Origin of the sequence: uncultured Sphingorhabdus sp., from assembly GCF_937872355.1 — a bacterium.
In the GTDB taxonomy this organism is placed as follows: Bacteria; Pseudomonadota; Alphaproteobacteria; order Sphingomonadales; family Sphingomonadaceae; genus Sphingorhabdus_B.
In genome coordinates this window covers 13900-37574 of the sequence record NZ_CALMSV010000176.1, presented here as the reverse complement: position 1 = coordinate 37574, position 23675 = coordinate 13900, and the positions used below count along the sequence as shown (strand labels likewise).

General features: G+C 57.9%; 23 protein-coding genes. 6 read left to right on the top strand and 17 right to left on the bottom strand.

Annotated elements, in window-relative coordinates; all coding sequences use genetic code 11:
- Nucleotides 1–18: 18 nt before the first annotated feature.
- From Q0239_RS11725 to Q0239_RS11715, 3 genes are all read right to left on the bottom strand, one after another.
- Entirely contained in the window at nucleotides 19–288 is a 270-nt protein-coding gene (locus tag Q0239_RS11725) for a hypothetical protein (RefSeq protein WP_298602980.1), read from the bottom strand.
- The gene (locus Q0239_RS11720) at nucleotides 281–460 is read right to left on the bottom strand and encodes a hypothetical protein (protein ID WP_298602978.1); all 180 of its coding nucleotides are present in this window, start codon (nucleotides 458–460) and stop codon (nucleotides 281–283) included. Before Q0239_RS11720 ends, Q0239_RS11725 begins: the two co-directional genes overlap by 8 nt.
- A gap of 299 nt (nucleotides 461–759) precedes the next feature.
- The gene (locus tag Q0239_RS11715; RefSeq protein ID WP_298602975.1) at nucleotides 760–1551 is read right to left on the bottom strand and encodes an enoyl-CoA hydratase/isomerase family protein; all 792 of its coding nucleotides are present in this window, start codon (nucleotides 1549–1551) and stop codon (nucleotides 760–762) included.
- Nucleotides 1552–1795: 244 nt separating this feature from the next.
- Between Q0239_RS11715 and Q0239_RS11710 the strand changes: the two genes are divergently transcribed.
- The 6 genes from Q0239_RS11710 to Q0239_RS11685 all read left to right on the top strand — a co-directional run bounded on the left by Q0239_RS11710 (nucleotide 1796) and on the right by Q0239_RS11685 (nucleotide 9056).
- Nucleotides 1796–3898 (top strand): RNA degradosome polyphosphate kinase, encoded by a 2103-nt coding sequence (locus Q0239_RS11710; protein ID WP_298602973.1) that lies wholly within the window; start codon nucleotides 1796–1798, stop codon nucleotides 3896–3898.
- A 15-nt stretch (nucleotides 3899–3913) separates the two neighbouring features.
- Nucleotides 3914–5356 (top strand): Ppx/GppA phosphatase family protein, encoded by a 1443-nt coding sequence (locus Q0239_RS11705; RefSeq protein ID WP_298602970.1) that lies wholly within the window; start codon nucleotides 3914–3916, stop codon nucleotides 5354–5356.
- 97 nt (nucleotides 5357–5453) lie between these two features.
- Complete coding sequence (locus Q0239_RS11700) at nucleotides 5454–6188, top strand: ParA family protein (protein WP_298602967.1); 735 nt, start codon at nucleotides 5454–5456, stop codon at nucleotides 6186–6188.
- 121 nt (nucleotides 6189–6309) lie between these two features.
- Nucleotides 6310–6987 carry a response regulator transcription factor gene (locus Q0239_RS11695; protein WP_298602964.1) on the top strand — a complete coding sequence of 226 codons (678 nt, stop codon included), beginning with the start codon at nucleotides 6310–6312 and terminating at the stop codon, nucleotides 6985–6987.
- Between the two features lie 120 nt (nucleotides 6988–7107).
- Entirely contained in the window at nucleotides 7108–7983 is an 876-nt protein-coding gene (locus tag Q0239_RS11690; RefSeq protein ID WP_298602962.1) for a UDP-2,3-diacylglucosamine diphosphatase, read from the top strand.
- Nucleotides 7980–9056, top strand: a complete 1077-nt coding sequence (locus tag Q0239_RS11685; RefSeq protein WP_298602959.1) for a glycosyltransferase family 1 protein — start codon at nucleotides 7980–7982, stop codon at nucleotides 9054–9056. Before Q0239_RS11690 ends, Q0239_RS11685 begins: the two co-directional genes overlap by 4 nt.
- A gap of 3 nt (nucleotides 9057–9059) precedes the next feature.
- Here Q0239_RS11685 and Q0239_RS11680 read toward each other — a convergent pair whose 3' ends face one another.
- The 14 genes from Q0239_RS11680 to Q0239_RS11615 form a co-directional block, all read right to left on the bottom strand.
- Nucleotides 9060–9776 carry an A24 family peptidase gene (locus tag Q0239_RS11680; RefSeq protein ID WP_298602956.1) on the bottom strand — a complete coding sequence of 239 codons (717 nt, stop codon included), beginning with the start codon at nucleotides 9774–9776 and terminating at the stop codon, nucleotides 9060–9062.
- 50 nt (nucleotides 9777–9826) lie between these two features.
- Entirely contained in the window at nucleotides 9827–10549 is a 723-nt protein-coding gene (gspN, locus tag Q0239_RS11675; protein ID WP_298602953.1) for a type II secretion system protein N, read from the bottom strand.
- Nucleotides 10546–11028: a type II secretion system protein GspM gene (gene gspM / locus Q0239_RS11670; RefSeq protein WP_298602950.1), complete on the bottom strand. Its 483-nt coding sequence runs from the start codon at nucleotides 11026–11028 to the stop codon at nucleotides 10546–10548. The genes gspN and gspM overlap by 4 nt, the downstream gene beginning before the upstream one ends.
- Entirely contained in the window at nucleotides 11025–12110 is a 1086-nt protein-coding gene (locus Q0239_RS11665; RefSeq protein ID WP_298602947.1) for a hypothetical protein, read from the bottom strand. The genes gspM and Q0239_RS11665 overlap by 4 nt, the downstream gene beginning before the upstream one ends.
- Nucleotides 12107–13099, bottom strand: coding sequence for a type II secretion system minor pseudopilin GspK (gspK, locus tag Q0239_RS11660; protein ID WP_298602943.1), 993 nt, complete (start codon nucleotides 13097–13099; stop codon nucleotides 12107–12109). Before gspK ends, Q0239_RS11665 begins: the two co-directional genes overlap by 4 nt.
- Nucleotides 13083–13727, bottom strand: coding sequence for a type II secretion system minor pseudopilin GspJ (gene gspJ, locus Q0239_RS11655; protein ID WP_298602940.1), 645 nt, complete (start codon nucleotides 13725–13727; stop codon nucleotides 13083–13085). Before gspJ ends, gspK begins: the two co-directional genes overlap by 17 nt.
- 5 nt (nucleotides 13728–13732) lie before the next feature.
- Nucleotides 13733–14101 carry a type II secretion system minor pseudopilin GspI gene (gene gspI / locus Q0239_RS11650; RefSeq protein WP_298602938.1) on the bottom strand — a complete coding sequence of 123 codons (369 nt, stop codon included), beginning with the start codon at nucleotides 14099–14101 and terminating at the stop codon, nucleotides 13733–13735.
- The gene (locus Q0239_RS11645) at nucleotides 14091–14555 is read right to left on the bottom strand and encodes a GspH/FimT family pseudopilin (protein ID WP_298602935.1); all 465 of its coding nucleotides are present in this window, start codon (nucleotides 14553–14555) and stop codon (nucleotides 14091–14093) included. The genes gspI and Q0239_RS11645 overlap by 11 nt, the downstream gene beginning before the upstream one ends.
- Nucleotides 14533–14979 carry a type II secretion system major pseudopilin GspG gene (gene gspG, locus Q0239_RS11640; RefSeq protein ID WP_298603076.1) on the bottom strand — a complete coding sequence of 149 codons (447 nt, stop codon included), beginning with the start codon at nucleotides 14977–14979 and terminating at the stop codon, nucleotides 14533–14535. The genes Q0239_RS11645 and gspG overlap by 23 nt, the downstream gene beginning before the upstream one ends.
- A 44-nt stretch (nucleotides 14980–15023) precedes the next feature.
- Entirely contained in the window at nucleotides 15024–16247 is a 1224-nt protein-coding gene (gspF, locus tag Q0239_RS11635; RefSeq protein ID WP_298602932.1) for a type II secretion system inner membrane protein GspF, read from the bottom strand.
- A complete protein-coding gene (gene gspE / locus Q0239_RS11630) occupies nucleotides 16240–17769 on the bottom strand; it encodes a type II secretion system ATPase GspE (protein ID WP_298602931.1) in 1530 nt (509 codons plus the stop codon). The genes gspF and gspE overlap by 8 nt, the downstream gene beginning before the upstream one ends.
- The gene (gspD, locus tag Q0239_RS11625) at nucleotides 17766–19925 is read right to left on the bottom strand and encodes a type II secretion system secretin GspD (protein ID WP_298603073.1); all 2160 of its coding nucleotides are present in this window, start codon (nucleotides 19923–19925) and stop codon (nucleotides 17766–17768) included. Before gspD ends, gspE begins: the two co-directional genes overlap by 4 nt.
- Complete coding sequence (locus tag Q0239_RS11620) at nucleotides 19925–20746, bottom strand: type II secretion system protein N (RefSeq protein WP_298602929.1); 822 nt, start codon at nucleotides 20744–20746, stop codon at nucleotides 19925–19927. Before Q0239_RS11620 ends, gspD begins: the two co-directional genes overlap by 1 nt.
- Before the next feature lie 129 nt (nucleotides 20747–20875).
- Nucleotides 20876–23596: a TonB-dependent receptor gene (locus Q0239_RS11615; protein WP_298602926.1), complete on the bottom strand. Its 2721-nt coding sequence runs from the start codon at nucleotides 23594–23596 to the stop codon at nucleotides 20876–20878.
- Between the last annotated feature and the right edge of the window lie 79 nt (nucleotides 23597–23675).

Genomic DNA, 23675 nt, shown 5'->3' with positions numbered 1-23675 from the left:
GCCAAGGCCTTTCCGCTGCTACGCAGCATCTATGCCAAATCGGTCGATGAAAAGGCCTGAGAGTTCGATGTCGATGTCGAGGCGCGCGGCAAGGCCAACCGCACCTTGCGTCTTACCGGCCACTGGTTTGTGAACAACCGCAACATCAAGGGCATCATGGACGAAATCCATGAAGATGTACTCGCCATGCGCTTCGATCGGGTCGAGTTCAGGGCCCACAAATATGACGATATCACCTGGTTCGACATCAAGCCCCTGCCTGATACTGAACTTGCAACCTTCAGACATAACCGCTGGACCCCGATTGCTGAATGAACGCGTGACGACACGGCGTTTCCTCTACCTGCGCGGCACGCGCCCCCTTGACCGCGATGCGGATATTGTCGCTGGCAAGCGCGGGCGGGGATACTTTATCAGCAGTCGCACGAACGCGGCTGCGCACTTTTGCAAAATTGGACATGATGTTGCTCCGTTTAACAAACCCAACAGCTCCGGATGACACACGGCCGGATCGAGCTCAGCTCGAAACAGGACATTATCTCCGGGCTGCTGCTTCGATGTCAGGAAGACAAAATGCTGCTGCCGCTGTGCACCTCTTGGGCAAAAAGCGGAGGCGCGCTGAGCTGATATTCCAGCTTCCGCAGGATTGCATCTATCATATTGAATTAATGTAATAATTAGCGAAGGAACGCATGCTGCGCCACTTTCAAATTGATTCATCCATGGCGACTAGCGGGCACAGTCCCCTGTTGGCCGCCTTCACCTTCCGGTGAACTTTGCCGGGCGCTTCTCCATGAAGCTGGCAATACCTTCCTTGAAATCAGCGCTCTGGAATAAGGGCAGCAACTGGAGATACACATGCTGCACATGGGTGTCGAAAGTCTCCTCCATGCCCATACGCATAAGCCGCTTTGCGCCCTGCACCGCCAATGGTGCATTATTGGCAATCTCGGTCGCCAACTCCCGTGCGCGCGCCGCGACTTGATCTCTCGACACCACTTCATTTACCAACCGCTCCTTAAGGCAATCGTCTGCAGACAATGTACGACCAGTGAAGATAATCTCAGCTGCTTTCGCCCAGCCGAGCATGCGTGGCAGGAACCAGGTTCCACCGGATTCGGGTAGCACACCCCTTTTGACAAATGCGGCGGCCAATTTGGCATCATCCGCCATCACGCGGATATCGCAGCCCAACGCCAGGTCCATGCCATAGCCGGCGGCCGATCCATTGAGGGCTGCGATCACGGGCTTGTCCAGCGCGTGCAGCACTGTCGGTGGCGTATTCCGAAGGTCGATCGTGGCTCCAAAGGTCGCGGACGACGATCCGATCCCCTCACCCTTCTGCGCCGCACCCAAGTCCAGACCGGCGCAAAAAGCGCGGCCCGTGCCGGTCAATATGATGACGCGAACGTCACGATCCGACCCGGCCTGCACCAACAGGCGAGTCAGTTCATCGAGCATCGGGCCAGAAATGGTATTCATGCGCTCTGGCCGGTTCAGCGTCAGCGTTGCGATACCATCCGACACATCATAGCTGACGTCTTCGCTCATTTTTCTCTCCTCATTCTTTCACTGCCACTCAATATGCGGCAGCATCCCTGTTTCGCAGCATGCAAGATAGTTGCGTAGCGAAACGATATGTGGATGCAATAGTGCTACAGTATGTCTGTAACGGTTCCTGCTCAGTCAATGAGCGTGGTTGTCGTATTTTCGTAACATGGTCGAAGCATAGCTGTTATTGGTATTTTGGGAGGCAGCTTTGACAGGCAGGAAGGTAATCGAGGGCGACTCCGGCATGTCCCATTCCCGATTCTTCAACCGTGAACTCAGCTGGTTGCAGTTCAACCGTCGCGTGCTTGAAGAAGCATCCAATCGCAGCCACCCTTTGCTGGAGAGATTACGCTTCCTGTCAATTTCGGGCAGCAACCTCGACGAATTTTTCATGGTTCGAGTTGCTGGTCTGCGTGGTCAGCAAATCCGGAAGATCGAAGAACTGTCCGTCGACGGCATGACCGCGAGTGAACAACTTGAGGCCGTGACCCTCGAGGCAAATGACTTGATGGCTGACCAGCAAAAATTGTGGCAGCAACTACGCAAGCAACTGGCGAAAGAGGGAATTTCTGTAATCGACCCGAGCGAGATCGGAAAAAAAGCCGAGATGGCCGTCGAGCAACATTTCCGCGAACAGATTCTGCCCGTTCTTACACCGCAGGTACTCGACCCTGGCCACCCCTTTCCTTTCATCCCCAATCTCGGACTAAGCGTAATTTTCGAGATGCGGCGGCAGCATGACAAGGAATTGGTGCGGCAGTTGATCATGATACCCTCGGCCCTACCCCGCTTCATCCGCGTGCCCGGCTCACGTCGGCGCTTTGTGCCTATTGAAGAATTGATCAAATCCTATGTCGGCCTGCTGTTCCCAGATCATAAATTGCTGGCGGCAGGCGCGTTTCGCATCCTTCGTGACAGCGACATAGAGGTTGAGGAAGAAGCCGAAGATCTTGTCCGCTATTTCCGCAGCGCGATCAAAAGGCGCCGACGCGGCCGGGTCATAAGGTTGAAAATGCAACGCGGGCTGCCGTCACGCATTCAGAAACTGATCCGGCACGCCCTTGGTGGCGAGGAATCGATCGTAACCGAAACAATCGGTTTTCTGGGCATTGGCGATCTGGCTCAACTGGTTGAGGAAGACCGAAAGGCCCTAAAGTTCAAACCCTATACACCGCGATTTCCGGAACGCATTTTGGAACAGGATGGCGATTGCTTCGCCGCAATCCGCCAGAAAGACATTGTCGTCCACCACCCCTATGAAAGTTTCGACGTCGTGCTCGCCTTCCTACAGCAGGCGGCGGCTGATCCCGACGTTCTTGCGATCAAACAGACCCTGTATCGCGCAGGCAAGCAATCTGCGGTGATCCGCGCTCTCTGCGATGCCGCAGAGGCTGGAAAATCTGTGACTGCTGTTGTCGAACTCAAAGCCCGTTTCGATGAAGAGCAGAATCTGATGTGGGCCTCGCAGCTTGAAAATTCGGGCGTGCAGGTAATCTACGGCTTCGTCGACATGAAGACTCACGCGAAAATTTCGATGGTGGTCCGACGGGAGAATGGCGGCATCAAGACCTACTGCCATTTTGGCACAGGCAACTACCATCCGATCACGGCGCGGATTTACACCGACCTCAGTTTCTTCACCGCCGACCCCCGGCTGGGTCGCGATGCCGGACAGATTTTCAATTTCGTGACCGGTTATGTCGAACCGCATAACCTCGAAATGCTGTCCATGAGCCCGCTTGGCATGCGCGAACGCATAATGGAATTGGTGGACGCCGAGATCGCTTTCGCCCGCAACGGCCAGCCCGCGTCGCTTTGGGCCAAACTGAACTCACTTGTCGATCCACAGATCATCGAAAAGCTGTATGAAGCCAGCGAGGCTGGCGTCGAAATTGATCTGGTTGTGCGCGGCATTTGTTGCCTGCGCCCCGGTGTCAAAGGAATGTCATCGCGAATTCGGGTCAAATCGATCGTTGGCCGCTTCCTCGAGCACAGCCGGATATGGGCATTCGGCAATGGTCAGGAAATGCCCAATCCCGGGGCGCGCGTGTATATTTCCTCAGCCGACTGGATGAGCCGCAATTTTGACCGGCGGGTCGAATATATGTTGCCGATCGAAAACCCGACGGTGCACGACCAGATCCTTGATCAGGTGATGGTCGCCAATCTGATCGACAATGAACAAAGCTGGAAACTGATGCCGTCTGGCGAATATGTGCGGCTGAAACCGGAAGGCCGCCGTTTCAATCTCCACCAATATTTCATGACCAATCCTTCACTGTCCGGTCGTGGCGGCGCCTTGGCCCAACGCAACGACGTGCCGAAGCTGGACCTCGTTCGCCAGTAAGCCTATTCGCCGAACATGATCCAATCCCCTCGCGCCGTCATCGACATCGGCTCAAACGCGATCCGTCTGGTCGTCTATGGCGGTCCCGCCCGCGCACCCATGCCCATCTACAACGAAAAGGCGCGTGTGGCGCTCGGGGAAAGTGTCGCAAAAAGCGGAGAGATAGCGCCCGAAACCATGAAGCAGGCTATCGCCGCCCTGCAACGGTTTGATGCACTGACCGTTGCGATGAATGTCGGTGAGCGTCATGTCGTCGCGACTGAAGCCACCCGACAAGCCAAAAATGGTGGCGAATTTCTGCTTCGGGCCGCCAAGGCAGGCGTGCCCATCGACCTCATCACAGGGGAGGAAGAAGCGCGTGCATCCGCATTGGGCGTCGTTTGCGATATGCCATGGGCAACTGGATATGTCGCTGATCAGGGTGGCGGCAGCCTCGAACTGGCCAAGGTGGAAAATGGCGAGCCGCAGCAACCGCTTTCCATGCCATTCGGCACAATACCGCTCTCCAAGAGCCCCGACTGCAGCCCCAAATCCATAGCGCGCGATATTGAAGAGAGGATCGAAGAGACCGACGGATTTGAGATCCGCAAAAATCTTCCCCTGCATCTTGTTGGTGGGGCATGGCGGACACTCGCCCAATTGCATATGCACGCAACCGGTTACCCGCTGACGATTTTGTCCAACTATTCGATGCCGCTGGATGCAGGCAAGACGCTCGCTGAATTGGTCGCAAATCGATCGGCAATGGAGCAATCGGGTGTCGTTTCGAACGCACGCTTACCATTCATGTCGACAGCCTATTCGACCATGGAGGCACTGATACGTGTCTTTGAGCCGTCCGAAATTATTGTCAGCGTGTATGGACTCCGCGAAGGCCTGCTTTTCGACCGCCTGTCGAGCGAGCAACGAAACGAAGATCCCTTGATCGCTGCTGCCCGGCATGAAGGCGCGCGCTTATCCAGATTTGCCTATCATGGAGACCGGATTGCGCACTGGATCGCACCCATATTCGTGCATGATCCGCAACCGCTGCACCGGCTCCGCAAAGCGGTGTGCCTGCTCGCCGACAGTGCATGGAACAGCCACCCTGAATATCGCGCAGAACATGCCGCCGAACTTGCGCTTGAGGGAAATTGGCCCGGTGTTACTGCGTCGGATCGCGCCGTTATGGCAGCCGGGCTCTATGCAGCCTATGGCGGCAAGAAAACACGACCACCTTTATTGTCCCTGCTCGCAACCGATGACCTGCTCGACCGCGCAACGCTGTGGGGGCTTGCAGTCCGGCTAGCCCAGCGCCTCGATGGTGGAACAGGCATTGGTCTGGAGGGCGTTGCGCTGAAGCAGGAGAGCAAAAACCTGAATCTACAATTCGAGCTGGAATTTGCCCATCTGGATTCACCCACGGTGCGGCGGCGTCTCAAACAGTTGAACGATATCTTTGTCGGGAAATCAAGTTAGTTCAAAATAGGACATTTCTGCATTCAACCCGCCACAGACATGCAAGATTCTTAATGTTAGCGTAGCCAGGGTCAGCCCATGTGGGCGGAGGATATAAATGGCAGTCATTGCGATTTTCAGCCCCAAAGGTGGCGTCGGCAAGTCAACCATGGCGGTAAACCTTGCTTGGTGTTCAGCGACAATCAGTAATAAGCGCACTTTGCTATGGGAACTCGATCCGCAACGCGGTGCGGCCTATTTGCTGGGTGAGGATGAGCCACTAGGAAAGCAGGCCTTCTCTATCTTTTCAAAGGACCGATCGGCGAAGTCACTGATTACCGCGACTGAGGTAGAGGGACTTGATCTGCTGCCAGCAGACAACAGCATAATCGAACTCGATTCCTATTTCAGCCAATTGGGCAAGAAACGTCGGCTCGCAAAAATCGCGGAAGAACTGCAAAGCGAATATCAGATCATCATCCTCGACTGTCCGCCAGTCATGAACGAAGTCGCGCGACAGATCATGCGCGCCGCCGATCTGATCATTGTGCCTCTCTCCCCCTCTCCCCTGGCTAGACGTTCACTTGATCTGGTTCGGCTGGAGCTATCAAGAATCGTCAAAGCTCATGCGGCAATCCTGCCCGTCTTCTCGATGATCGATCGCAGGCGATCCCTGCACCGTGACGCTTGCGCAGCCCAACCCGACTGGCCGATCATTCCCATGTCGAGCGCGATCGAGCAGGTTGCTGTCCGCCGTGCCCCCATAGGTGCATTTCAGCGAAGCTGCCCGGCGTCGGTCGCCTTCATGAATCTGTGGAAGGGTATCGAGGCAAAGTTGAAGACACTGGCCTGACCTTCGTGTCGTTGGATTGTGGTCGCACACGCCAACCATTTTCAGCGAACCCAAAAGAGTCACGATTCTGTCATTTGAAGGTTGCAGTTAGGATTTAACTCAGACCTGCGGATTTTATGCCATGACCGGATCGAAGACAGTTCTGTTCACTTCACAGAACCCTTCGCTGTTTGTCGAATTGCAACGGGCGAGGCCAAATATTGCACTGGTTGCCATTGGATCAACCGTGCCTGCACTGGAATCGGGCGGTGATATCTGGTGCTTTGTCGATTTCATTCTGCCAGAAATTTCCGGGCTGGAAATGTGCAGACGGTTGCGCGCCGATCCGGTCACACAGAAATCTACCATCACGATGGTTTTCGATCAGGCCGACAAGGATATGCTGGTGCGAGCCATGCAGGCCGGCGCTGACGATTATGTCGTCGGGCTGTTGTCGCCTGAAGAGGTGTTACGGCGTATCGAGCATGGTGCATTGCATGTCATGCCCTCTGACACTGCTGAAAGGATCGAATTAGGCGACGTGGTGGTTGAACCGCAAGCCTATCGGGTGAAATATAAGGGACAGCGCGTCAATCTGGCCCCGAATGAATTCCAGCTGCTGCTGCATTTCGCGCATAGCCCCGACAAGGTTTTTTCGCGCGAAGATCTGATCCAGCTCTCGGGCAAACCGCTCGATGAGATTGAAAGCCGAACGGTTGATGTTTGGATTGGGCGCCTGCGCCGGGCGTTCAAAAAAGTCGGCGCGCCCGAGGTAATCCGCACGGTCCGTCCTATCGGCTATGTGTTTGAGATACCCTGAACTGCGGCTTGAAACAAAGCCGCAACCAAATTGTCCCTGTACCGTCATCACCCGGCCCCCTTCGCGTAACAGTCCGCGGTTAAAAGCACAGCGTCCCAGCCAACACAGGGAGCGCGGACTTTGCTACGAAATGCTGCCACCGATCTGATTATCGACAAAGCAACGACGATTGCACCGCCTGACTGGATCAACCACCCCGAACCCCGCAGTTTCAGGCCAAAGAGCAAATACCGCACCATCTGGATCTCAGACATCCATCTGGGCACCAAAGGCTGCAATGCCGAACTGCTGCTTGATTTCCTCCATTCGGTCGAGTGTGAAACACTCTATCTGGTGGGTGACATCATCGACGGCTGGCGGCTGAAAAAGGGCTGGTATTGGCCTGATAGCCATAATGAAATCGTCCGCCGCATCCTGAAAATCGCGCACAAAGGAACACGCGTCGTATTCATCGTCGGCAATCATGACGAAATGTTGCGCGACTATGCCGGTTTCAGCTTTGGCGGCATCACGCTCGCGCAGGAAGCCATCCACGAAACGGCGGACGGCAAACGCCTGCTGATCACGCATGGTGATGCGTTTGACGGTGTCGTACTCTACGCTCGCTGGCTCGCCTTTCTGGGCGATCAGGCCTACACGCTGATGCTGCGCGCCAATGTCTGGCTGAACGCGATCCGCAAGCGACTGGGCATGCCTTATTGGTCGCTATCTTCTTATTTGAAGAAGCGCGTCAAAAATGCGGTGCAATATGTTTGTGCCTTCGAAGATGCCGTTGCCCGCGAAGCCGCCGAGCGTGGCGTCGATGGGGTCGTTTGCGGCCACATCCATTGCGCAGAGATCCGGCAAATTGGCGATGTGACTTATTATAATGATGGCGATTGGGTCGAAAGCTGCACAGCGCTGGTCGAGGCATCCGATGGCACCATGTCGATCCTCGACTGGTCCGAAACGCACCGTGCCAGGGCAAAACAGCTACAAATGCAGGCCGTGGCATGAGGATCGCTATCGCCACCGATGCCTGGTTTCCGCAAACCAATGGCGTCGTGCGCAGCCTTGCGACCACCATTTCGATCCTGCAGCGCCGGGGCTATGAAATTGAGCTGATCTCCCCCGACCAGTTCATCACTTTACCCACGCCGGGTTATAGCGAAATCCGCTTGGCTGTTGCGCCGCGATTTGGCGTCCGCCGCACGCTTCGCCGCTATCAGCCGGACATTGTCCACATCGTCACCGAAGGGCCAATCGGCTGGGCTGCACGTTCGTGGTGTATCGCCAACAATGTACCCTTCACCACCGCCTTTCATACCCGTTTTCCGGATTATGCAGCCGTGCGGACAGGCCTGTCCCCCGACCGTTTCTGGCCGATCATGCGGCGCTTTCACAAGCCTTCAAAGGGCGTACTGGTTTCGACCTATCGGTTGATGGATGAGCTTGCGCAGCGCGGTATCAGCCAGACCAAATTATGGTCGAGGGGCATCGACCGCGAATTGTTCCATCCTGATCACAAACCGCTGCAAGAGTTGGCGCACCTGCCACGACCGCTTTTGCTTTATGTGGGCAGGGTAGCGGTAGAGAAGAATATTGGAACGTTTCTCGGCGCTGCCGTCGCGGGCACCAAGGTCATCGTCGGCGACGGCCCTGCGCTTGCCGAGTTGCGCGACCAGTTTCCGGATGCGTATTTCTTAGGCGCGCTGCACGGCGAAAAACTCGCGCGCGCTTATTGCAGCGCCGATGTCTTCGTCTTCCCCAGCCTGACTGACACATTCGGACTCGTCTTAATTGAAGCTTTGGCCTGTGGCGTGCCAGTCGCTGCCTTCCCGGTACAGGGACCGATCGACATATTGGGACCATCATCGCGAGGTATCTATAACCAGATAGATCAGGCCGCAGGGGCGCTGGATGTCTCGCTGTCTGCCGCCATCGTCAAGGCACAGAGCGCGTCGCGGCGGGCCGCTGCAGAGCTGGGAGCAAGTTTTGACTGGGAAAAATGCTGTGACCAGTTCGTCGATGCCCTGCACGATGCGATGGTTTCGGGTGCGGAAGCCACAGCCGAACTTCAAACGGGGTGATGGCTAGAGCCGGACGAAGACCAAAATGACCGTCGCAGCGGCCAGAAGCGAACCGAATGGCAGTTGCTGCATCGACTGCTTTCTGAACGTCAGGAACAGCGCGAATGCAATGCCAAGCGTTGATGCTATGAGGATCAGCAGCGGCAAATCATATGGCGACAGCCAAAGTGCAAGCGCTGCGAACAATTTCGGATCTCCAGCGCCCATCCCCTCCTTGTGCCGGACCGCGCGAAACAAGCGTCGCAGGCCTTCGAGCAAGGCAAATGCAAATGCGGCTGCGAACAAGCGCATGATCAGTTCGGCACCGCCCGACGTCAAGCCGCCCAGTAGTAAGCCGCACAGCGCTAGAGCGATCACTAAGCGGTCGGGCAACCATAAATAGCGTGCATCGAGCAATGCCAACGGTAAGAGCAGAAGAAACAATAGCGCGCACGCGGCTGCGATCTCCAACGGCAAATGGTAGAAGGCCAACCCGCACAGGATCGCGCCCACCCACTCCGCAATTGCCTGCACCGGGTCTATCGCGGCTTTGCAATATCGGCACCGTCCTCGCAGGAACAGGTAAGACAGCAACGGCAGAAGGTCATACCAAGCCAGTTGCCGTTGACAGCTATCACATCGCGAACGCCCACCGACGGTAGGCTCCCCTGATGGCCAGCGCAGCACCAGAACGCCGATATAACTACCGATGATCGCGCCAACGAAAGTGGCCAGTACCACGAGCGTCGGCGGTCCCACTGACGCGATGGGCTGCAATAGGCTGCTTGGCTCTACCAGAACCGGCCCTTGCCTGATTTGCGGTAGCCGCCTGCGATAGGCGCAAATCCCGCCAGCGAAAGCATCGGCGCAATCTCCGCGTTGGGCTGTTGCAGTTGCACCGCCGCGCGGTAGCGACCGTCAGCCGATATGCGCAACTCCACCCGTTCCATCGCCGACGCACTGGCCAGCGGCAGCAACAGGTCGCCTGCCTCACACCGCACCCGACCCATCAATCCCGCGTCGACACCAAGCGCCGCAAACAAAGGACCCTCGGGCTTTAGCCGAACGCTGCCACTGGCCGTGCGGCATTTCCCGGCTGAATAGAACGCAGATACATTATCAAATTCAAGTTGCGCGACGGGGAAACCGGGCAGGATTTCGGCAACCGGTACGCTGCCATTCCACTCTTCGGCAGAAACACCGCCGAGCCCTTTGAAGACTGTACCCCGAAAGCCGGGTAGCCCAGCAGTGGCCGGCTGCTCGAACCAGAAACCGACTTGGCCGAAGAATAGTCCCAGCGGTTGAATACCGGCGTCCAAAGTGCCGATGCCGAGCTTGCCCAGTTGCACATCATAGATCCGGCCCGACCAGATTGTTCCGTCTGCTCCGGAAGCTGCCACCATTGATTTTTCCGGCACCGCTAAGTCGACAACCCAGCGCAGAGGCATGAAGGCAATTGCCGCAATGGCGAACAATATGGCCGCCGCATAATAAAAACGCCGTGACGGCCTCATTGCCCGCCCCTCGCTAGCGTAGCGTTGACCGAAACCGTGCCCGCGCTCCCCGCCTTTACTTCAATCTGCTCGGCGACGATGCCTGCCATCTCCAACTCGGCAAGCCATTTCATCAAGGCAGCAGGCCGGGCCTGCGCCATTGAAATACTTACGCGACCATTGCCTGCGGCATCGGCTTTTTCGAGGGTGAAGCCCGCCCCGGTTGCGCGCTGGTTTACCACCTGCTCCAGCGGCCCAGACTTATCAGCAACCACTGATCCAGCCTGTTTCTGGCTCGCCTGTGCCACCATCGCCTCTATCGTCACCCGCCGTTCGAGCGCCTCGCGATACTCCACCCGCTTTTCGTGGATCGCGTTGGTCAGCGGGAAATATACGCCATAGATCGCCACCAAAAGCGCAGACAAGGTAGCCGCCACGCCGACCAGTATTTTCTCACGCAGCGACAGGCCGTCAAACCAGTTGGACAGTTTCTCGCTCATGGCGCCCTCACCGTGATAGCCACCGCGGTAATGCCATTGGCTTCCTGTCGCGGCGTTGCTGTCACCTTATAGCCTTGCCGTTGCAGGTCGAGCAGCAACCGGTTGACCGGATCAACCGTTGCTGCCGTCACTGTGGCCGACAGCAGCTTGTCCGAACCAAAGCGCAGATCGCGCAGACTGGCTCCCTCGGCTTGCTGCAACGAACGCCACAAGGCTGATGCCGGAATGGTGAAAGCCCGTTGTCCACCACCGCGCGAGCTGAGCATTTGTTCAATTTTAACAGAAGCCTCTGCAGCACTGTTGATACCCGGTACAATCTTACGCGCCGCGATCAATGCCCTTTCGTCTTCCCGTGCGATAGCGCGGTCGACCTTGAACCATGTCATCAGCGCCAACAGCAAACTGCAGAGCAATCCGAAAGCGACGATGGCTGCGGCAAGCTTTAGCTTGTTTCGATCCAGCCCGACGCGGGCGCTCTTTTTCGCGAACAAGCCCGAACGCAAATCGAGCGGCGGTTCGGAAATTGCGGCACGCAGATATCCGGCAAATTCGGCTTGGCTGATTTCGCAAACCTTTCGTTCGCCGGATAGCAAAGCGGTCAAAGCTGGTTCATCAGGAAATATGTACGACCCCGAGCGCAATGCAATCGCCCCGCCCAAATTGGCACGGGCAATCTGATCAGCGTCGTCAGGGAGAACCAACCCGAGTGGCCAGACAAGATCGGGATCAATGCCGCCGACCTTCAGCCGATCCAGCCCGCGTGCGAAGAGGATGCTATCCATGCTCCCCGAAACCACCGCGCCATTACGCTCTTGCGCCGCAACATGGAGTGCAGCGGCGTTGATCGAAGCCGAAGCGGCATCCAGTCGCGCTGCCGCCTCAGCCTGCCGCGACGCCAGCCCGTCATATGCATGCCAGCGGATCACAACATGTTCGGGCGCAACAAGCGCAATTATTGGTAGGGCTTCGTCATCGTCAAAAGGCGGTTCGGCAGGAATCAAGCCATCCTGGGTCAGCGACCAGATTTGCAGCGCCGTGGCCTGATGGTCCGGGAACAGCACGATATGGGCAAGCAGGCTCATCCAGCCTCTCCCCAGCTGCGCCAAAGGGCCCGCACCGGTGTGTCGGTGGCTTGCAGCAGTGCGTTACTCTCAAGCTCTATTGCCTCGGCCGAAACCCGGCTTTGCAAGAAAAACCAGTTGCTTGTCACACCCACCTGACCCTGAATATTTGCGGGGATTTCCGCCGCTGCCAATTGTGGCATTGCCCAGAATTTGATTGCGCTGCCATAGCCACCTGCCGGGCGGATAGCGAGCAAAGCCTTGGCCTGTGCTGGCGAAATTTTGCCATCGAGCAGCGCCGAAAACAGAATCGCGCGATCCGGCGCCAATGTGTTGGCGTTGAGCTTGACAGGCTCGGCCACAGGCAAGGCGCAAATCCATGGGCGCAGCCGGGCATAATAGGTCGGCGTCATCCCGCGCACCGCCTTCAACTCGCCCCGATCGATGAACAACCGGTTTGCCGCCAAATAGGGTGCGGATTGTCCGCTATAAAAGCTGTCCTCTGCCCCCGAAGGCAGCGCGTTGGTATCGCTGTCGAGCCAGTCGGCTGTGGACTCGGTGATGACGACCGCATCGTTGGAGGCTATACCGAGCAGATCCATCAGCTTGGTGAATTGCTGCATCCCCAACGGGCTGGCGGAAAATGCGCCTTCCTTGCCTGAAACCAGGCTGTTGAGATTGAAGCAATTCTGCCCGTCACTCAGCTTTACCGTTGCCTGTCCGCTATCGACCGGAACGGGTATTTCGCGATCAAGCCAGTTGCCGTCATTGGTCAATTGCGCTGCATCGCGCTGCAACAGATCCTCTATACGCGCAGTCGCAATCCCCTCCGCCGCAAGGCTGTAAGCGCGGGCTTGCGCCATTGCTGCGCCGTTTACCGCTAAGCGCGTCGACAGGCGCAGCCGGTCGAGCGCGGTCGCGGAAATGACCGCCATGACGGCAACAAGCAGAAGAACCGTCAAAAGGGCGGCCCCGCGTTCGTTTGCGGGAGCTTTAAATGGCTTGGCCACTGGCGGCCTCCTCATCTTCACTTTTGACCTGGTCATTTCCCGCACCGACCAGATACAGCATGCGGTAGTTTCTGCCGTCTTGCGTGGTCAGCAATATTTCCAGCGCGCGCGGCAATGTGTCCGCATCGACCGCTGTCCAATCGTTACGCCAGCCGCCATTAGGCTCGCGAAGACGCACGGTCGCTTGCCGCAAGCCCTCAATCAAAACGGCATCACTGCCACTGCGCGAACCATCAGCGTGGCTCGCCGCACTACGAATAAGCCTGCTGCCGTCTAAGTGGTAAGCAATACGCGCGAGCGAAGGCTGGGTCGTGACTGCGTCCGGTGCAACCCCGATCCGGCTGAATGTGAAGAGTCTCCCGTCACCCGTTTCAAAGGCCGGACGTGTCGACCCGCCTTCAAGCCGCGCTGGGCGAGGCACCGCCTGCGCGAGATCGGCTTCGATCAGGTTCGAGAGCCGGCTGAGCGTCGCCCGTTCACCCAGCCTGTCGCGCAGCTGTATCTGGCTGTCTGCCGTGCTTCTCAGCAAGGTCACACCCGCGGCCGAAATCAGCCCGAAAACAAAAAGGGCAACGAGCATTTCGACAAGCGTGAAGCCGTTGCGGACAGCGGTACGGGAATCAGCCATCGACGTCATGGCCGCTGCTTCGCGACGGTTAAGAGAGCACGCCCGCCCGATTGACCGCTGACCAATATGTCGATCCGCACAAACCGGTCGTCACCGGTCTGTTTGGCCGTCTGCTTCCAGATGAATTCCTGCCCGCCATTGTTCTCGCTGCCCTGGCTTTCACCCAGTGCGGGCATGGCAGGATCGGAGATGATTTCAACCGCCCGATTGCGCGCCACCTGCCACGCCAGTTCGTGCGCAATCACATCCCCACCCGTCCGCAACGAAAAAGCGGACAGCTTTATCAGCGCCAGCGCCGCGAGGCTGAAGACAGCCAGCGCGACGACCACTTCAATCAGCGTGAAGCCATTTTGTGCAGGGCGGTCAGCGCGCAACGGCCACCTCCCCCGATGCGCTGATCGAGACAAGGCTGCTGCCTTCGCCATTGGTCAGTTCGATTATTGCTGACGAGGACGGAAGGCCCGAAGCATCGAACAGGATGCGGTTCTGCGCAGCACCCAATATGCGTGTGCCGTTGTCAAAATTGCGGTCCTTGAAAGCAGCATCCGGATGCGCCCGCCACTGCCCGTCGAAACGCTGTTCAAAGCCATAACCCGAAGCGCGGGTCCATATGGCAATAGGGCGCGCCTGCATGACCGCCTCATCGCGCGCTGCCGCTATCCGCGCCGCCAAACGCTCTGCATCGTTGCGCACCGTGCTGTCGCTGCTGGGCAGCATTAGCACCACGGCCGCCGAAGCGAGGCCGAGCAGAAAGATCACCACCAGCATTTCGACCAGCGTGAAACCGTTCGGCGCAGGTCTTTGCTCAGTCGGAATAGATGTCGGCATTTTCATTATCGCCACCAGGCGCGCCATCGGCGCCGAGCGAATAGACATCAAACGCCCCGTTGCGGCCCGGATTTGCATATTGATAAGGGCGCCCCCAAGGATCGGTAGGCAATTTCTTGATATAGCCGGGACGTGCCGAGGAACCTGCAGCTACCGGTGGGGTCACCAAGGCCTGCAGCCCCTCGCTCGCCGACGGATAGGTCATATTGTCGAGACGATAGCTCTCCATTGCCTGTGCCAGCGTCGAGACGTCTGCCTTGGCCTTGGCAACCATCGCCTTGTCCTGATTGGGCAGCACGTTGATGACGACCACAGTTGTCACAAGCCCAAGGATGAATAGCGTGACCAGCATTTCGGTCAGCGTGAAGCCGTTGGCCTTCGCCTTCGGACGACGCCCTTTTCGGAAGCGCAGGTCAGGAAGCATCAGGTCGGTAAAAAGGTTCCAGAGAAGTTTGCGTGAAATCATGGTCATAGCCCCGCAAGATTTTGCAGTTGGAGGATAGGCAATAGGATCGACAGGATGATGACGGCGACAATGCCGCCCATCGCCACGATGATCAGCGGTTCGAGCAGCGACAGCGCGGTCGTGGTGAAATTGTCAAATTCGCGTTCGAGATAGTCTGCGGCGCGCTCGAGCATCAGTTCGAGTTGCCCCGAGCCTTCGCCGCTGGCCGTCAGGTAAACAAGCAACGGTGGAAAGACGCCGGCGGTGCGCATTGCACCCGAAAGGCTGCCGCCGGTGCGCACCTGTTCGATCATCTGGTCGTTCGCGACACGCAGCGCGCGGTTGCCGACGGTGTCGCGCGTCAGGCGCAAGCCATCGAGTAGCGGCAGGCGGCTCGACACCATGGTCGACAATGTTCGCGCCAGCCGTGCCGCATTGAGATCCCGGATAAGGCGGCCGATAAATGGCAGGCGCAGCAGGAAGCTGTCGAACCGCAAACGGATATCTTCGCGACGCAATGCGGCAGTAGCCGTGACGGCGGCGACTGCAATCAGCAGCAGGATGGCCCACCAGTAGCTGGCAAGGAAAGACGAGAGGCCGATGACGATGCGCGTGATCGTCGGCAGTTGCTGGTTCACATCGTCAAACTGTTCAACCACGCGCGGGACGACCGAAATCATCAGCCCGGATACGACGAGCAGCGCCACGAGCGTCAATATGATCGGATAGGCGAGTGCCGAGAGCAGCTTGCTGTTGATTGCTGCGCGACGCTCGAGCAGGTTTGCAAGCCGCAACAGGATTTCAGGAAGCGCGCCGGAGCTTTCCCCCGCCGAAACCATCGCGCGGTACATCGGTGGAAAACTCGTGTCTTCACGCCGCATAGCCTCCGATAGTCTTTGGCCTTCCACAATGCCTGCATGGACATTGCCCAATATGGTCCGTGCCGATTGGGATTCGGTTTGTAGGCTTGCGGTACGTAGCGCTTCTTCCAGCGGAGAGACTTGTACCAGCGACGACAGCTGGCGCGTGAAAAGAGTGAGTTGCTTCAGCCGAAGTTTCGGGGCTCGCTGGAGGAACTTGGGCAAGCCTGCCGATAGTGTTGGTTTTGTGGCCGCTGGTTCGACGGCGACGACATGCAGCCGCTGCCGCGCCAACCGTTCGCGCACCGCCTGATCGTTGGCGGCAGCGATGCGTCCGCGTTTCTCGCGGCCTTCCACATCGATCGCACGCCATGCAAAATCAGGCATCAGCCGTCGCCTCCGAACGCATGATGCGCACGGCCTCTTCCGCGGTCGTCTCTCCATCACGGACAAGGCGGCGGGCGGCGGCGGCCAGGTTCGGGCTGTTGGCAAAAACATGGCGTGCAATGATAGCTTCATCGCCGCCATTGCCGATATAGCGACGGACGGTATCGTCGACCTTGATCGCCTCAAACACGCCGATGCGGCCCTGATAGCCTGTATGTCCACATTTATCGCAGCCAACGGGCTTGTGGATCACACTGCCTGCATCCAGCCCCAGCAGCGCTGCCGCGCCCGCTTCTGCCTGCACAGGTTCGCGGCAATCAGGGCACAGCCGTCGCACCAGACGTTGGGCAATCACAGCGCGCAGCGTAGAGGCAAGCAGGAAGGGTTCGATCTTGAAATCGCGCATGCGGGTGATGGCACCGATCGCGTCATTGGTGTGCACCGTCGACAGCACCAGATGACCGGTCAGCGCAGCTTGTACCGCGATCTCAGCTGTCTCCCGGTCGCGGATTTCGCCGACCATCACCACATCGGGGTCTTGACGCAGGATGGCGCGAAGCCCTGCCGCAAATGTCATACCTACCTTGGCATTGACCTGCGTCTGGCCGACGCCTTCGAAAGCATATTCGACCGGGTCTTCAACGGTCAGGATGTTGCGCTTGCCATCGTTCAACTGCTTCAGGCAGGCATAGAGGGTGGTTGTCTTGCCCGAACCGGTAGGGCCGGTGACAAGGATGATCCCATTGGGTTCGGCCAGCGCAGCGGCAATCACAGCGCGCGCATTATTCGACATGCCGAGCAGATCAAGCGAGATGAAGGCATTGTCCTTATCAAGGATACGCAGCACCACCCGTTCGCCCGCCCGGCTGGGCAAGGTCGATACGCGAACATCAACCTGCTTGCCACCGAGTGTCAGGCTGATGCGGCCATCCTGTGGCACCCGCCGTTCGGCTATATCAAGCCGCGCCATCACCTTGATGCGGCTGACGACAACAGGCGCAACATGCGGCGGCATGCGCAGCCGTTCCTGCAACACACCATCCTGTCGCATGCGCACGACTAGTCCGGTTTCATAAGGCTCGATATGGATATCGGACACACCCTGCCGGATCGCCTCGGCAATGATGCCGTTGATCAGGCGGATGACTGGCGCGTCATCAGCGCTATCGAGCAGATCGTCTGCACTTGGTAGGCTCGAGACCAGCAGGTCATCATCGGCGTTGCCCGCCTCGATTGATCCCGCCATTGCCGCAGCGGTTCCATCCATCGCATAATGGTCAGAAAGATGACGATCGAACTCGGCAGGCTCCGCAATCTCGACATCGAACGGCATTGCAAGATAACGGCGGACTTCAAGCAGGTCAGCGGGATCGGCCCCTGCCCGCATCGCAACTTGAAGGCGCCCTTCCTCGCTTTTCAAAAGGACGACGCCGCGCGATTTGGCAAAGGCATAAGGCAGGTCGAGCGGTATTGCGCCGGTATCTGGCTGAAGTTCGGCATCCGCTCCGCGCCCGATCTTCATGGCTTGACCTCGGCTTCGGGTAAAGGCTGGATTTCGCCATCGGCAGGCCGTGTGCGATCAGCCGAGGCGCCGACCAGCGTGTCACCCGGCGCCAGCGTTGGCGCGACCGGGATGGGCGCGCCCATATAGTCGCGGAACAGTTGGTCGATCGAAGGCTCAAGGTCTGGATTGCGATCGAGTTGCAGCCCGCGCACATAATCATAGCGGCGTGCTGTATGGACATCACCGTCGGCCCGGCTGCGGATGATCGTAGGCCGGATAAACACCGTCAGGTTGGTCTTCCGCCTTGTGCGGCTCTTCGATTTGAACAATTCTCCGAGCAAGGGAATGTCCGAGAGTAGCGGGATTTTCTCGATCGTCCGGCGTTCATCATCATTGAGCAAGCCGCCAATGGCCAAAATCTGCCCGTCACCAACGGTCAGCGTGGTTTCAAATTCGCGCTTGTTGAAGATCAGGTCGGATGATCGGTTGGAAACCGGACCAGCAACGCTCGACACCTCCTGTTTGACGAACAGCTTCACTTCACCCTGATGGTTGACCTGCGGCATCACTTCCAGTTTGATGCCTACTTCCTTGCGTTGCACGGTGCGGAACGCATTGTCGAAATTGTCCGATAACGCCTCACCGGTGGTAATCGGTACATCCTGCCCGACGAGGAACTTCGCCTTCTGGTTATTCAGCGTCACGATATGCGGCGTCGCAAGAATATTGGATTCGGTGTCGTTCTGGACAGCGTTGATGATCGTCCCGAAAATTGCATCTGCACCGATATCGAGCGCGAAGCCGCCAAAGCCGCCGGTTGCATTCAGGATCGACTGCGCCGCCGCCTGCTGCAGACTGTCGCCCAGCGGGCTGCGCGAAGTGGTGGTCGTTACATTGCCGTTCACCGTCGTCGTTTGGGTCGCTAGTTCTTCTGCCGCAATCGCACCACCGATAGTCAAAATGCTCGGCACTGCGTTTGAATAGTTGGTGGCTGCGAAAGGCGCATCCTTGCCGCCGATCAGAAATTGCACGCCCAGCCTCTTTGCGGCGTCATTGCCAATTTCGACAACAATTGCCTCGACCAATACCTGCTGTGGGCGGGAGTCGAGCTGACGGATCAGCCCGCCCAGCATCTTCTGCATATCCGGGCTGGCCGCAATGATGATCGCATTGGTGCCTTCATAGCGGCTGACGACAATCTTGCCGCGGCCGCCCAACGCACTCGCCGTGCCAGTCACAGAAACCGGAGCCGAAGCAGCGGCGGGCGCAGACCCTTCCCCGGAAGAAGCCCCGTTGGCTTGTGCCGGTTGCGCAGCCGGAATAGTCGAAGTCGCACTCTCCCCAATCAGCGACTGGATCGTCGGCAGCAGCGTTTCGGCATTGGCATATTCGAGCTGATAGACGCGGATTTCGGATCCGGATTCCGCCCGCTTGTCGAGCTCTTTTGCCATAGAGGCAAATCTAGAAACCGAAGTAGGATCGCCGCGTAAAGCAATGGCATTGCTCGAATCTATCGGCACAACAGTAACAGGCGGGCGGGCTCCTTCTCCCGCGACGCCCTGCCCCGCCAGCCCTTGCAGCGCGCTTGCGATCTCACGTGCTCCGGCATTGTCGAGCGCGACAATCTGCGTTGCCGCGCTGTCGCGATCGATCTGGCGGACGAGGTCGCGGATGCGGCGGATATTGTCGGCATAGTCCGCCACGACCAGGCTGTTGGCGTTGCGGTTGGCGGTAATCGATCCCTCGCGACTGATTAGCGGGCGCAGGGTTTCAACCGCAGCTGGTGCATCGATCGAGCGCAACCGGAACACTTCGGTGACAAACTGACTGGCAGGCGCGGACGCTGAACCAACCCGGGTCGGTTGCGTTGCGGCACCATCGGCCTGCTGGACACGATAGCCACCCCCACGCAGCGGAATGGCAACAAGCCCATTGGCGCGAAGCGTCGAGAGGAATACTTCAAAATATTCAGATCGGCTGAGCGAACGGTCGGTCACAACCGAAACCTTCCCCTGCACACGGCTATCGACGATGAAAGTCTGGCCGGTGACGCGCGCGGCGTCCTGAACGAAGGCACGGATATCCGCATCACGTACATTCAGGATATGCTGCGCCTGCAGCGGAGTCGACGCCAGCAGCGTTGCGAGCGACAGGGCGAGGAAAGGCTTCTTCATCATTGTTCCAGAATGAGGGCGACTGGCAATTTTTGCGCGCCGCGTTCAATTTCGAGAGTGAGGCGGGCACCGGGCCGCAGTTGCGCAGCGAGTTCGGCGGCCGCGGCAACTGGCCGGCCATTGACCGAGGTAATCACATCACCCTTTTGCAACCCCGCTGCGGAGAGCATTGTCCCGTCATCCTTGGCCGATACGACTAGGCCGGTCACCTTGCCTCCTTCGTTGCGGGGATTGAGGCCGATGGACTGCTGCAGCGTCTGCGCGTTCAGTTTGGCCGCGGGTTCGCTGGTTGGCACGGGGGTTGGTGCTAGGGTGTCGGGCGTAACATTTTCGGCTGGCACCGACTGGTCGATATAGAGTTTTTCGAGAACGCCATTGTTACTGATAACCACATGATCGAACGCGACCGCGTGCAGCGTCGCGCCGGGCATGATTGTTTCACCCACCGACCAACTGTTCTGAACCCCATCTGCCCCCGCGATAATCGCGGACCCGCCGCCAGATGCTTCATTGGTGCGAATGCCAAACAAGGCCAGCGGTAAGGAGGTGACGACTTCCGAATCGGCAGAGACCTGTGCGGTGCGGAAAAAGGGATCAAAACCACCGAACAAAGCCGCCCGTTCAGCCGCGGGTACGACATTGACCGGGCTAGGCCGCCAATCACCAACCGGGGCAATCGGCGTGACCAGCACCCAGAACAACCGGGCAGCCTGAACTGCGGCAAAGATAAACGCCAGGCCCACAACAACATCGGTTGGCGTAACGCGACGTAACGCCAAAACCAAGCTGTCGACAGCCTTTTGCAGCAAAGCCCGTGTCATCGATTCTCCTGTACTGAGTCGGCGTTAGGCTGACCAGAAGACAGTTCGATGACTTTTGGGTTTCATTTTTATGACAGGCAAGCAGACGAAAGGCAGCCGGTGTGACGGCTGCCTTCCAATAAGCGATATTTAGAACTTCACTGTAACGCTGGCCGAATAGCTGGTCCCGACATCATAGCTGTTGATGTTGAGCACCGAGTCGCCCAGCCGTTGCTGTTCGCGATAATCGGTGCCGGTCAGATTACGACCTTCGAGTTTAAACTCCAGTTCCTTGCCTGCAATCTTCAGGCCCTGGCGCAAGATGAGGTCGAGGCGCAAACCCGGGCGCTCGATATAGTCGGGCGACAGGTTCGGGCCGCGATTGGTGGCGCGCGGGCTGGTGTAAGTAATCAGCAGCGACTGTTGCGACAGGCTCTCGGTATCCTCCAGGCTGAGCTGCAAGTTGACCAGATGCTTCGATTGCCCCGTCAGGCGCAATTTGCGGCTGGTATCAAAAACCGTCGATGCAGGCACCGAATTGGGCGCGCTCGAAAAGCTGACCGTCGTATCATTGGCACCGATTTTGATCTCGGAATCCGAATAGGTGTAGTTTGCTACCGCAGCGAGACGGCGGTTGAGCCAGAAATCACCACCCAAAGTTTCGAGCGGAAAATATTTCTGGGTTTCGATTTCCACACCGTACAACGTCGCTTTTGGCGCATTGGCAAAACTGGTGAAGAAGCTTGAACCGACCTGCACCGCGACGCTTTCAATCGGGTTGGTGATTTCCTTATAGAAGCCTGCGATCGAGAAGCGCTGGTCACGATCGAAATACCATTCGTACCGCGCCTCGACATTGGTCAGTTCGGAATCCCGCAAATACTGGTTGCCGAAGAAGGTGCGGCCGGAATCGGTATCGCGATAAGGTTGCGGCGCAAGTTCGCGGAACTGCGGGCGCGCAATGGTACGCGAACCGGCAAGGCGAAGCTGCATGTCTTCGGCAAAATTCCAGGTAATCGTCCCCGCAGGCAGGAAGTAATCATTGTTGAGGTCGGTGCGCGGCGCTGGCGTCAAGCCGAACAGCGCGGTCGGCTGAACAAACTGTTTGCCGTCTTCATAACGCACACCGGCATTAAGCGTCACGCCATCGATTGGTTCGATTTCGAGCATGGCATATCCGGCATGCACCCTAAGGCCAGCAGTAAAGGCCGCTGAACCAAGGCCACCTGTGGTTTCAGTCAGCAACACATTGTAGCTGTAGACGTTATAGTCGCTCAGAAGATAATCGATGCGCTGTTGTGTAACAGCCGGGTTGAGCGCCGAGGAAGGCTGGAACTGGAAATCGCGGCGGATGGAATCGCGGCTATTGTCATAATAGGCATAGCCCGCCGAAAGGGTCAGCGGATATTCAGTGGGCAGCTTATAGGCCACATCCGCGCCACCGGCCCAAACGGTATCTTCCAACTCGCTGAATGCGACAAAGGCATCCTGACCAGGCGAACGCAGGTCATTCACATAGTCCTGAAAGGCCTCGCTATAGACATAGCTGTACGACCGCTCATAGGGCGCGTCGCGCTGCGACTTGGCATAGGTGCCGCGCAGGTCGAGCGAGAGATCTCCAAACTGGAATTCGCCGATGATCTGGCTGTCAAACAACTGGCGTTCGAACCAGCTGGTGATGCCTGTCTGGATCGTTGCGTCGGGTCGAGTCGGGCTGGGTCCCACGGTATCAAAATTGTTGCCGAGGGCTACCCGCGCTTCTTTCAGAGTGTCGCGGATGAACAGATTGTTGAATCGGATCTTGTGCTCGCCAAATTGCAGGCCCAGGCCGATCATGCCGTTGAGGATGATACGGTTTTCAGTCGACAGATAGTCGAAATCGCGAGCGGGTTCGAGGAACGAGCTGCCATTGGCGGTCGATACGTTACCAAACTGCTGCATCCCGCTGCGCGTGCGCCAGTTGTTGTTGTAACCGGCAATGGCAATGACACCCAGATCGACAGCTCCCAATTCGAAGGTCTTGCCCATCGCGATATCGCCGCTGATGTTCGGCTGGATATCCAGATTGCGCTGGATCACATTGGTGCGCGAATTGCTGAGGCTGGCGGTGATTTCCTGCACATCGGCTACGCTGAACTGCGAGCCCGCTAAAATACGATTGCCGGTGGCCAGAGCGTTGGCAAAGGCTCCTTTGGGTGAGCGTTCCCCGCTGTCATAGCCGGTCCAGTCACCGCGACTCCCGAAATAGGTATAACCAACTTCGAACGTGGTTTCGGTATCACCGCCGATGCCGAAACCGACATCGAAAAAGCCTTCCGAGGGCGCATTTTTGGTGGTCAGGTTGATCACGCCGCCGCCAAATTCACCGGGATAGTCGGCGGAATAGCTTTTCTGCACGACCGTCGAGGCCAATATGCTGGTCGGGAAGAGATCGAGCGGAATAACGCGGCGCAGCGGCTCAGGCGAAGGCAGGGGCGAACCATTGAGCAGCGCCAGCGAATAGCGCTCACCCAGTCCGCGCACATAGACGAATTTGCCGCCGACAACCGAAAGGCCGGTGACGCGTTGCAGGGCACCTGCGACTTCGCCTTCACCCGTGCGCGCGATATCGGCAGCCGACAATACCGATACGACTTCAGGCGTCGCGCGGATCACATTGGGGATGTAGCGCCCCTGAACAACGATCTCCTGTCCTTCGCCGCTATTGGCACCCGGACCTGAAATTTCGACCTCTTCCTCTGCAGGCTGGGTCTCCTCAACTGCCGGAGCAGCCTCTTCCGCCGCCTCTGGCTGGGTGACATCCTGCGCAAGCGCCGCCGGAGCGACAAGAGCGGAAGTGAGCAGCAATGTGGTGCCGAATATGCGTTTCATGATCTTTGGGTGCCCTGATTATTTGGAAAAAGGGGCGGCGACATTCCGGCGCCGCCCCTTTGGGATTTGCGATGCGTTA

What these genes read in the sequence shown, in the direction of transcription:
- gspD (WP_298603073.1), bottom strand. Translation starts at nt 19,925, where the DNA reads ATGAAGAAGCCTTTCCTCGCCCTGTCGCTCGCAACGCTGCTGGCGTCG.
- Q0239_RS11695 (WP_298602964.1), top strand. Translation starts at nt 6,310, where the DNA reads ATGACCGGATCGAAGACAGTTCTGTTCACTTCACAGAACCCTTCGCTG.
- gspE (WP_298602931.1), bottom strand. Translation starts at nt 17,769, where the DNA reads ATGAAGATCGGGCGCGGAGCGGATGCCGAACTTCAGCCAGATACCGGC.
- gspM (WP_298602950.1), bottom strand. Translation starts at nt 11,028, where the DNA reads ATGAGCGAGAAACTGTCCAACTGGTTTGACGGCCTGTCGCTGCGTGAG.
- Q0239_RS11665 (WP_298602947.1), bottom strand. Translation starts at nt 12,110, where the DNA reads ATGAGCCTGCTTGCCCATATCGTGCTGTTCCCGGACCATCAGGCCACG.
- Q0239_RS11645 (WP_298602935.1), bottom strand. Translation starts at nt 14,555, where the DNA reads ATGCCGACATCTATTCCGACTGAGCAAAGACCTGCGCCGAACGGTTTC.
- Q0239_RS11620 (WP_298602929.1), bottom strand. Translation starts at nt 20,746, where the DNA reads ATGACACGGGCTTTGCTGCAAAAGGCTGTCGACAGCTTGGTTTTGGCG.
- gspF (WP_298602932.1), bottom strand. Translation starts at nt 16,247, where the DNA reads ATGCCTGATTTTGCATGGCGTGCGATCGATGTGGAAGGCCGCGAGAAA.
- gspG (WP_298603076.1), bottom strand. Translation starts at nt 14,979, where the DNA reads ATGCTTCCTGACCTGCGCTTCCGAAAAGGGCGTCGTCCGAAGGCGAAG.
- Q0239_RS11615 (WP_298602926.1), bottom strand. Translation starts at nt 23,596, where the DNA reads ATGAAACGCATATTCGGCACCACATTGCTGCTCACTTCCGCTCTTGTC.
- Q0239_RS11720 (WP_298602978.1), bottom strand. Translation starts at nt 460, where the DNA reads ATGTCCAATTTTGCAAAAGTGCGCAGCCGCGTTCGTGCGACTGCTGAT.
- gspN (WP_298602953.1), bottom strand. Translation starts at nt 10,549, where the DNA reads ATGAGGCCGTCACGGCGTTTTTATTATGCGGCGGCCATATTGTTCGCC.
- Q0239_RS11725 (WP_298602980.1), bottom strand. Translation starts at nt 288, where the DNA reads ATGTCTGAAGGTTGCAAGTTCAGTATCAGGCAGGGGCTTGATGTCGAA.
- Q0239_RS11700 (WP_298602967.1), top strand. Translation starts at nt 5,454, where the DNA reads ATGGCAGTCATTGCGATTTTCAGCCCCAAAGGTGGCGTCGGCAAGTCA.
- Q0239_RS11710 (WP_298602973.1), top strand. Translation starts at nt 1,796, where the DNA reads ATGTCCCATTCCCGATTCTTCAACCGTGAACTCAGCTGGTTGCAGTTC.
- gspJ (WP_298602940.1), bottom strand. Translation starts at nt 13,727, where the DNA reads ATGGCTGATTCCCGTACCGCTGTCCGCAACGGCTTCACGCTTGTCGAA.
- Q0239_RS11705 (WP_298602970.1), top strand. Translation starts at nt 3,914, where the DNA reads ATGATCCAATCCCCTCGCGCCGTCATCGACATCGGCTCAAACGCGATC.
- Q0239_RS11715 (WP_298602975.1), bottom strand. Translation starts at nt 1,551, where the DNA reads ATGAGCGAAGACGTCAGCTATGATGTGTCGGATGGTATCGCAACGCTG.
- Q0239_RS11685 (WP_298602959.1), top strand. Translation starts at nt 7,980, where the DNA reads ATGAGGATCGCTATCGCCACCGATGCCTGGTTTCCGCAAACCAATGGC.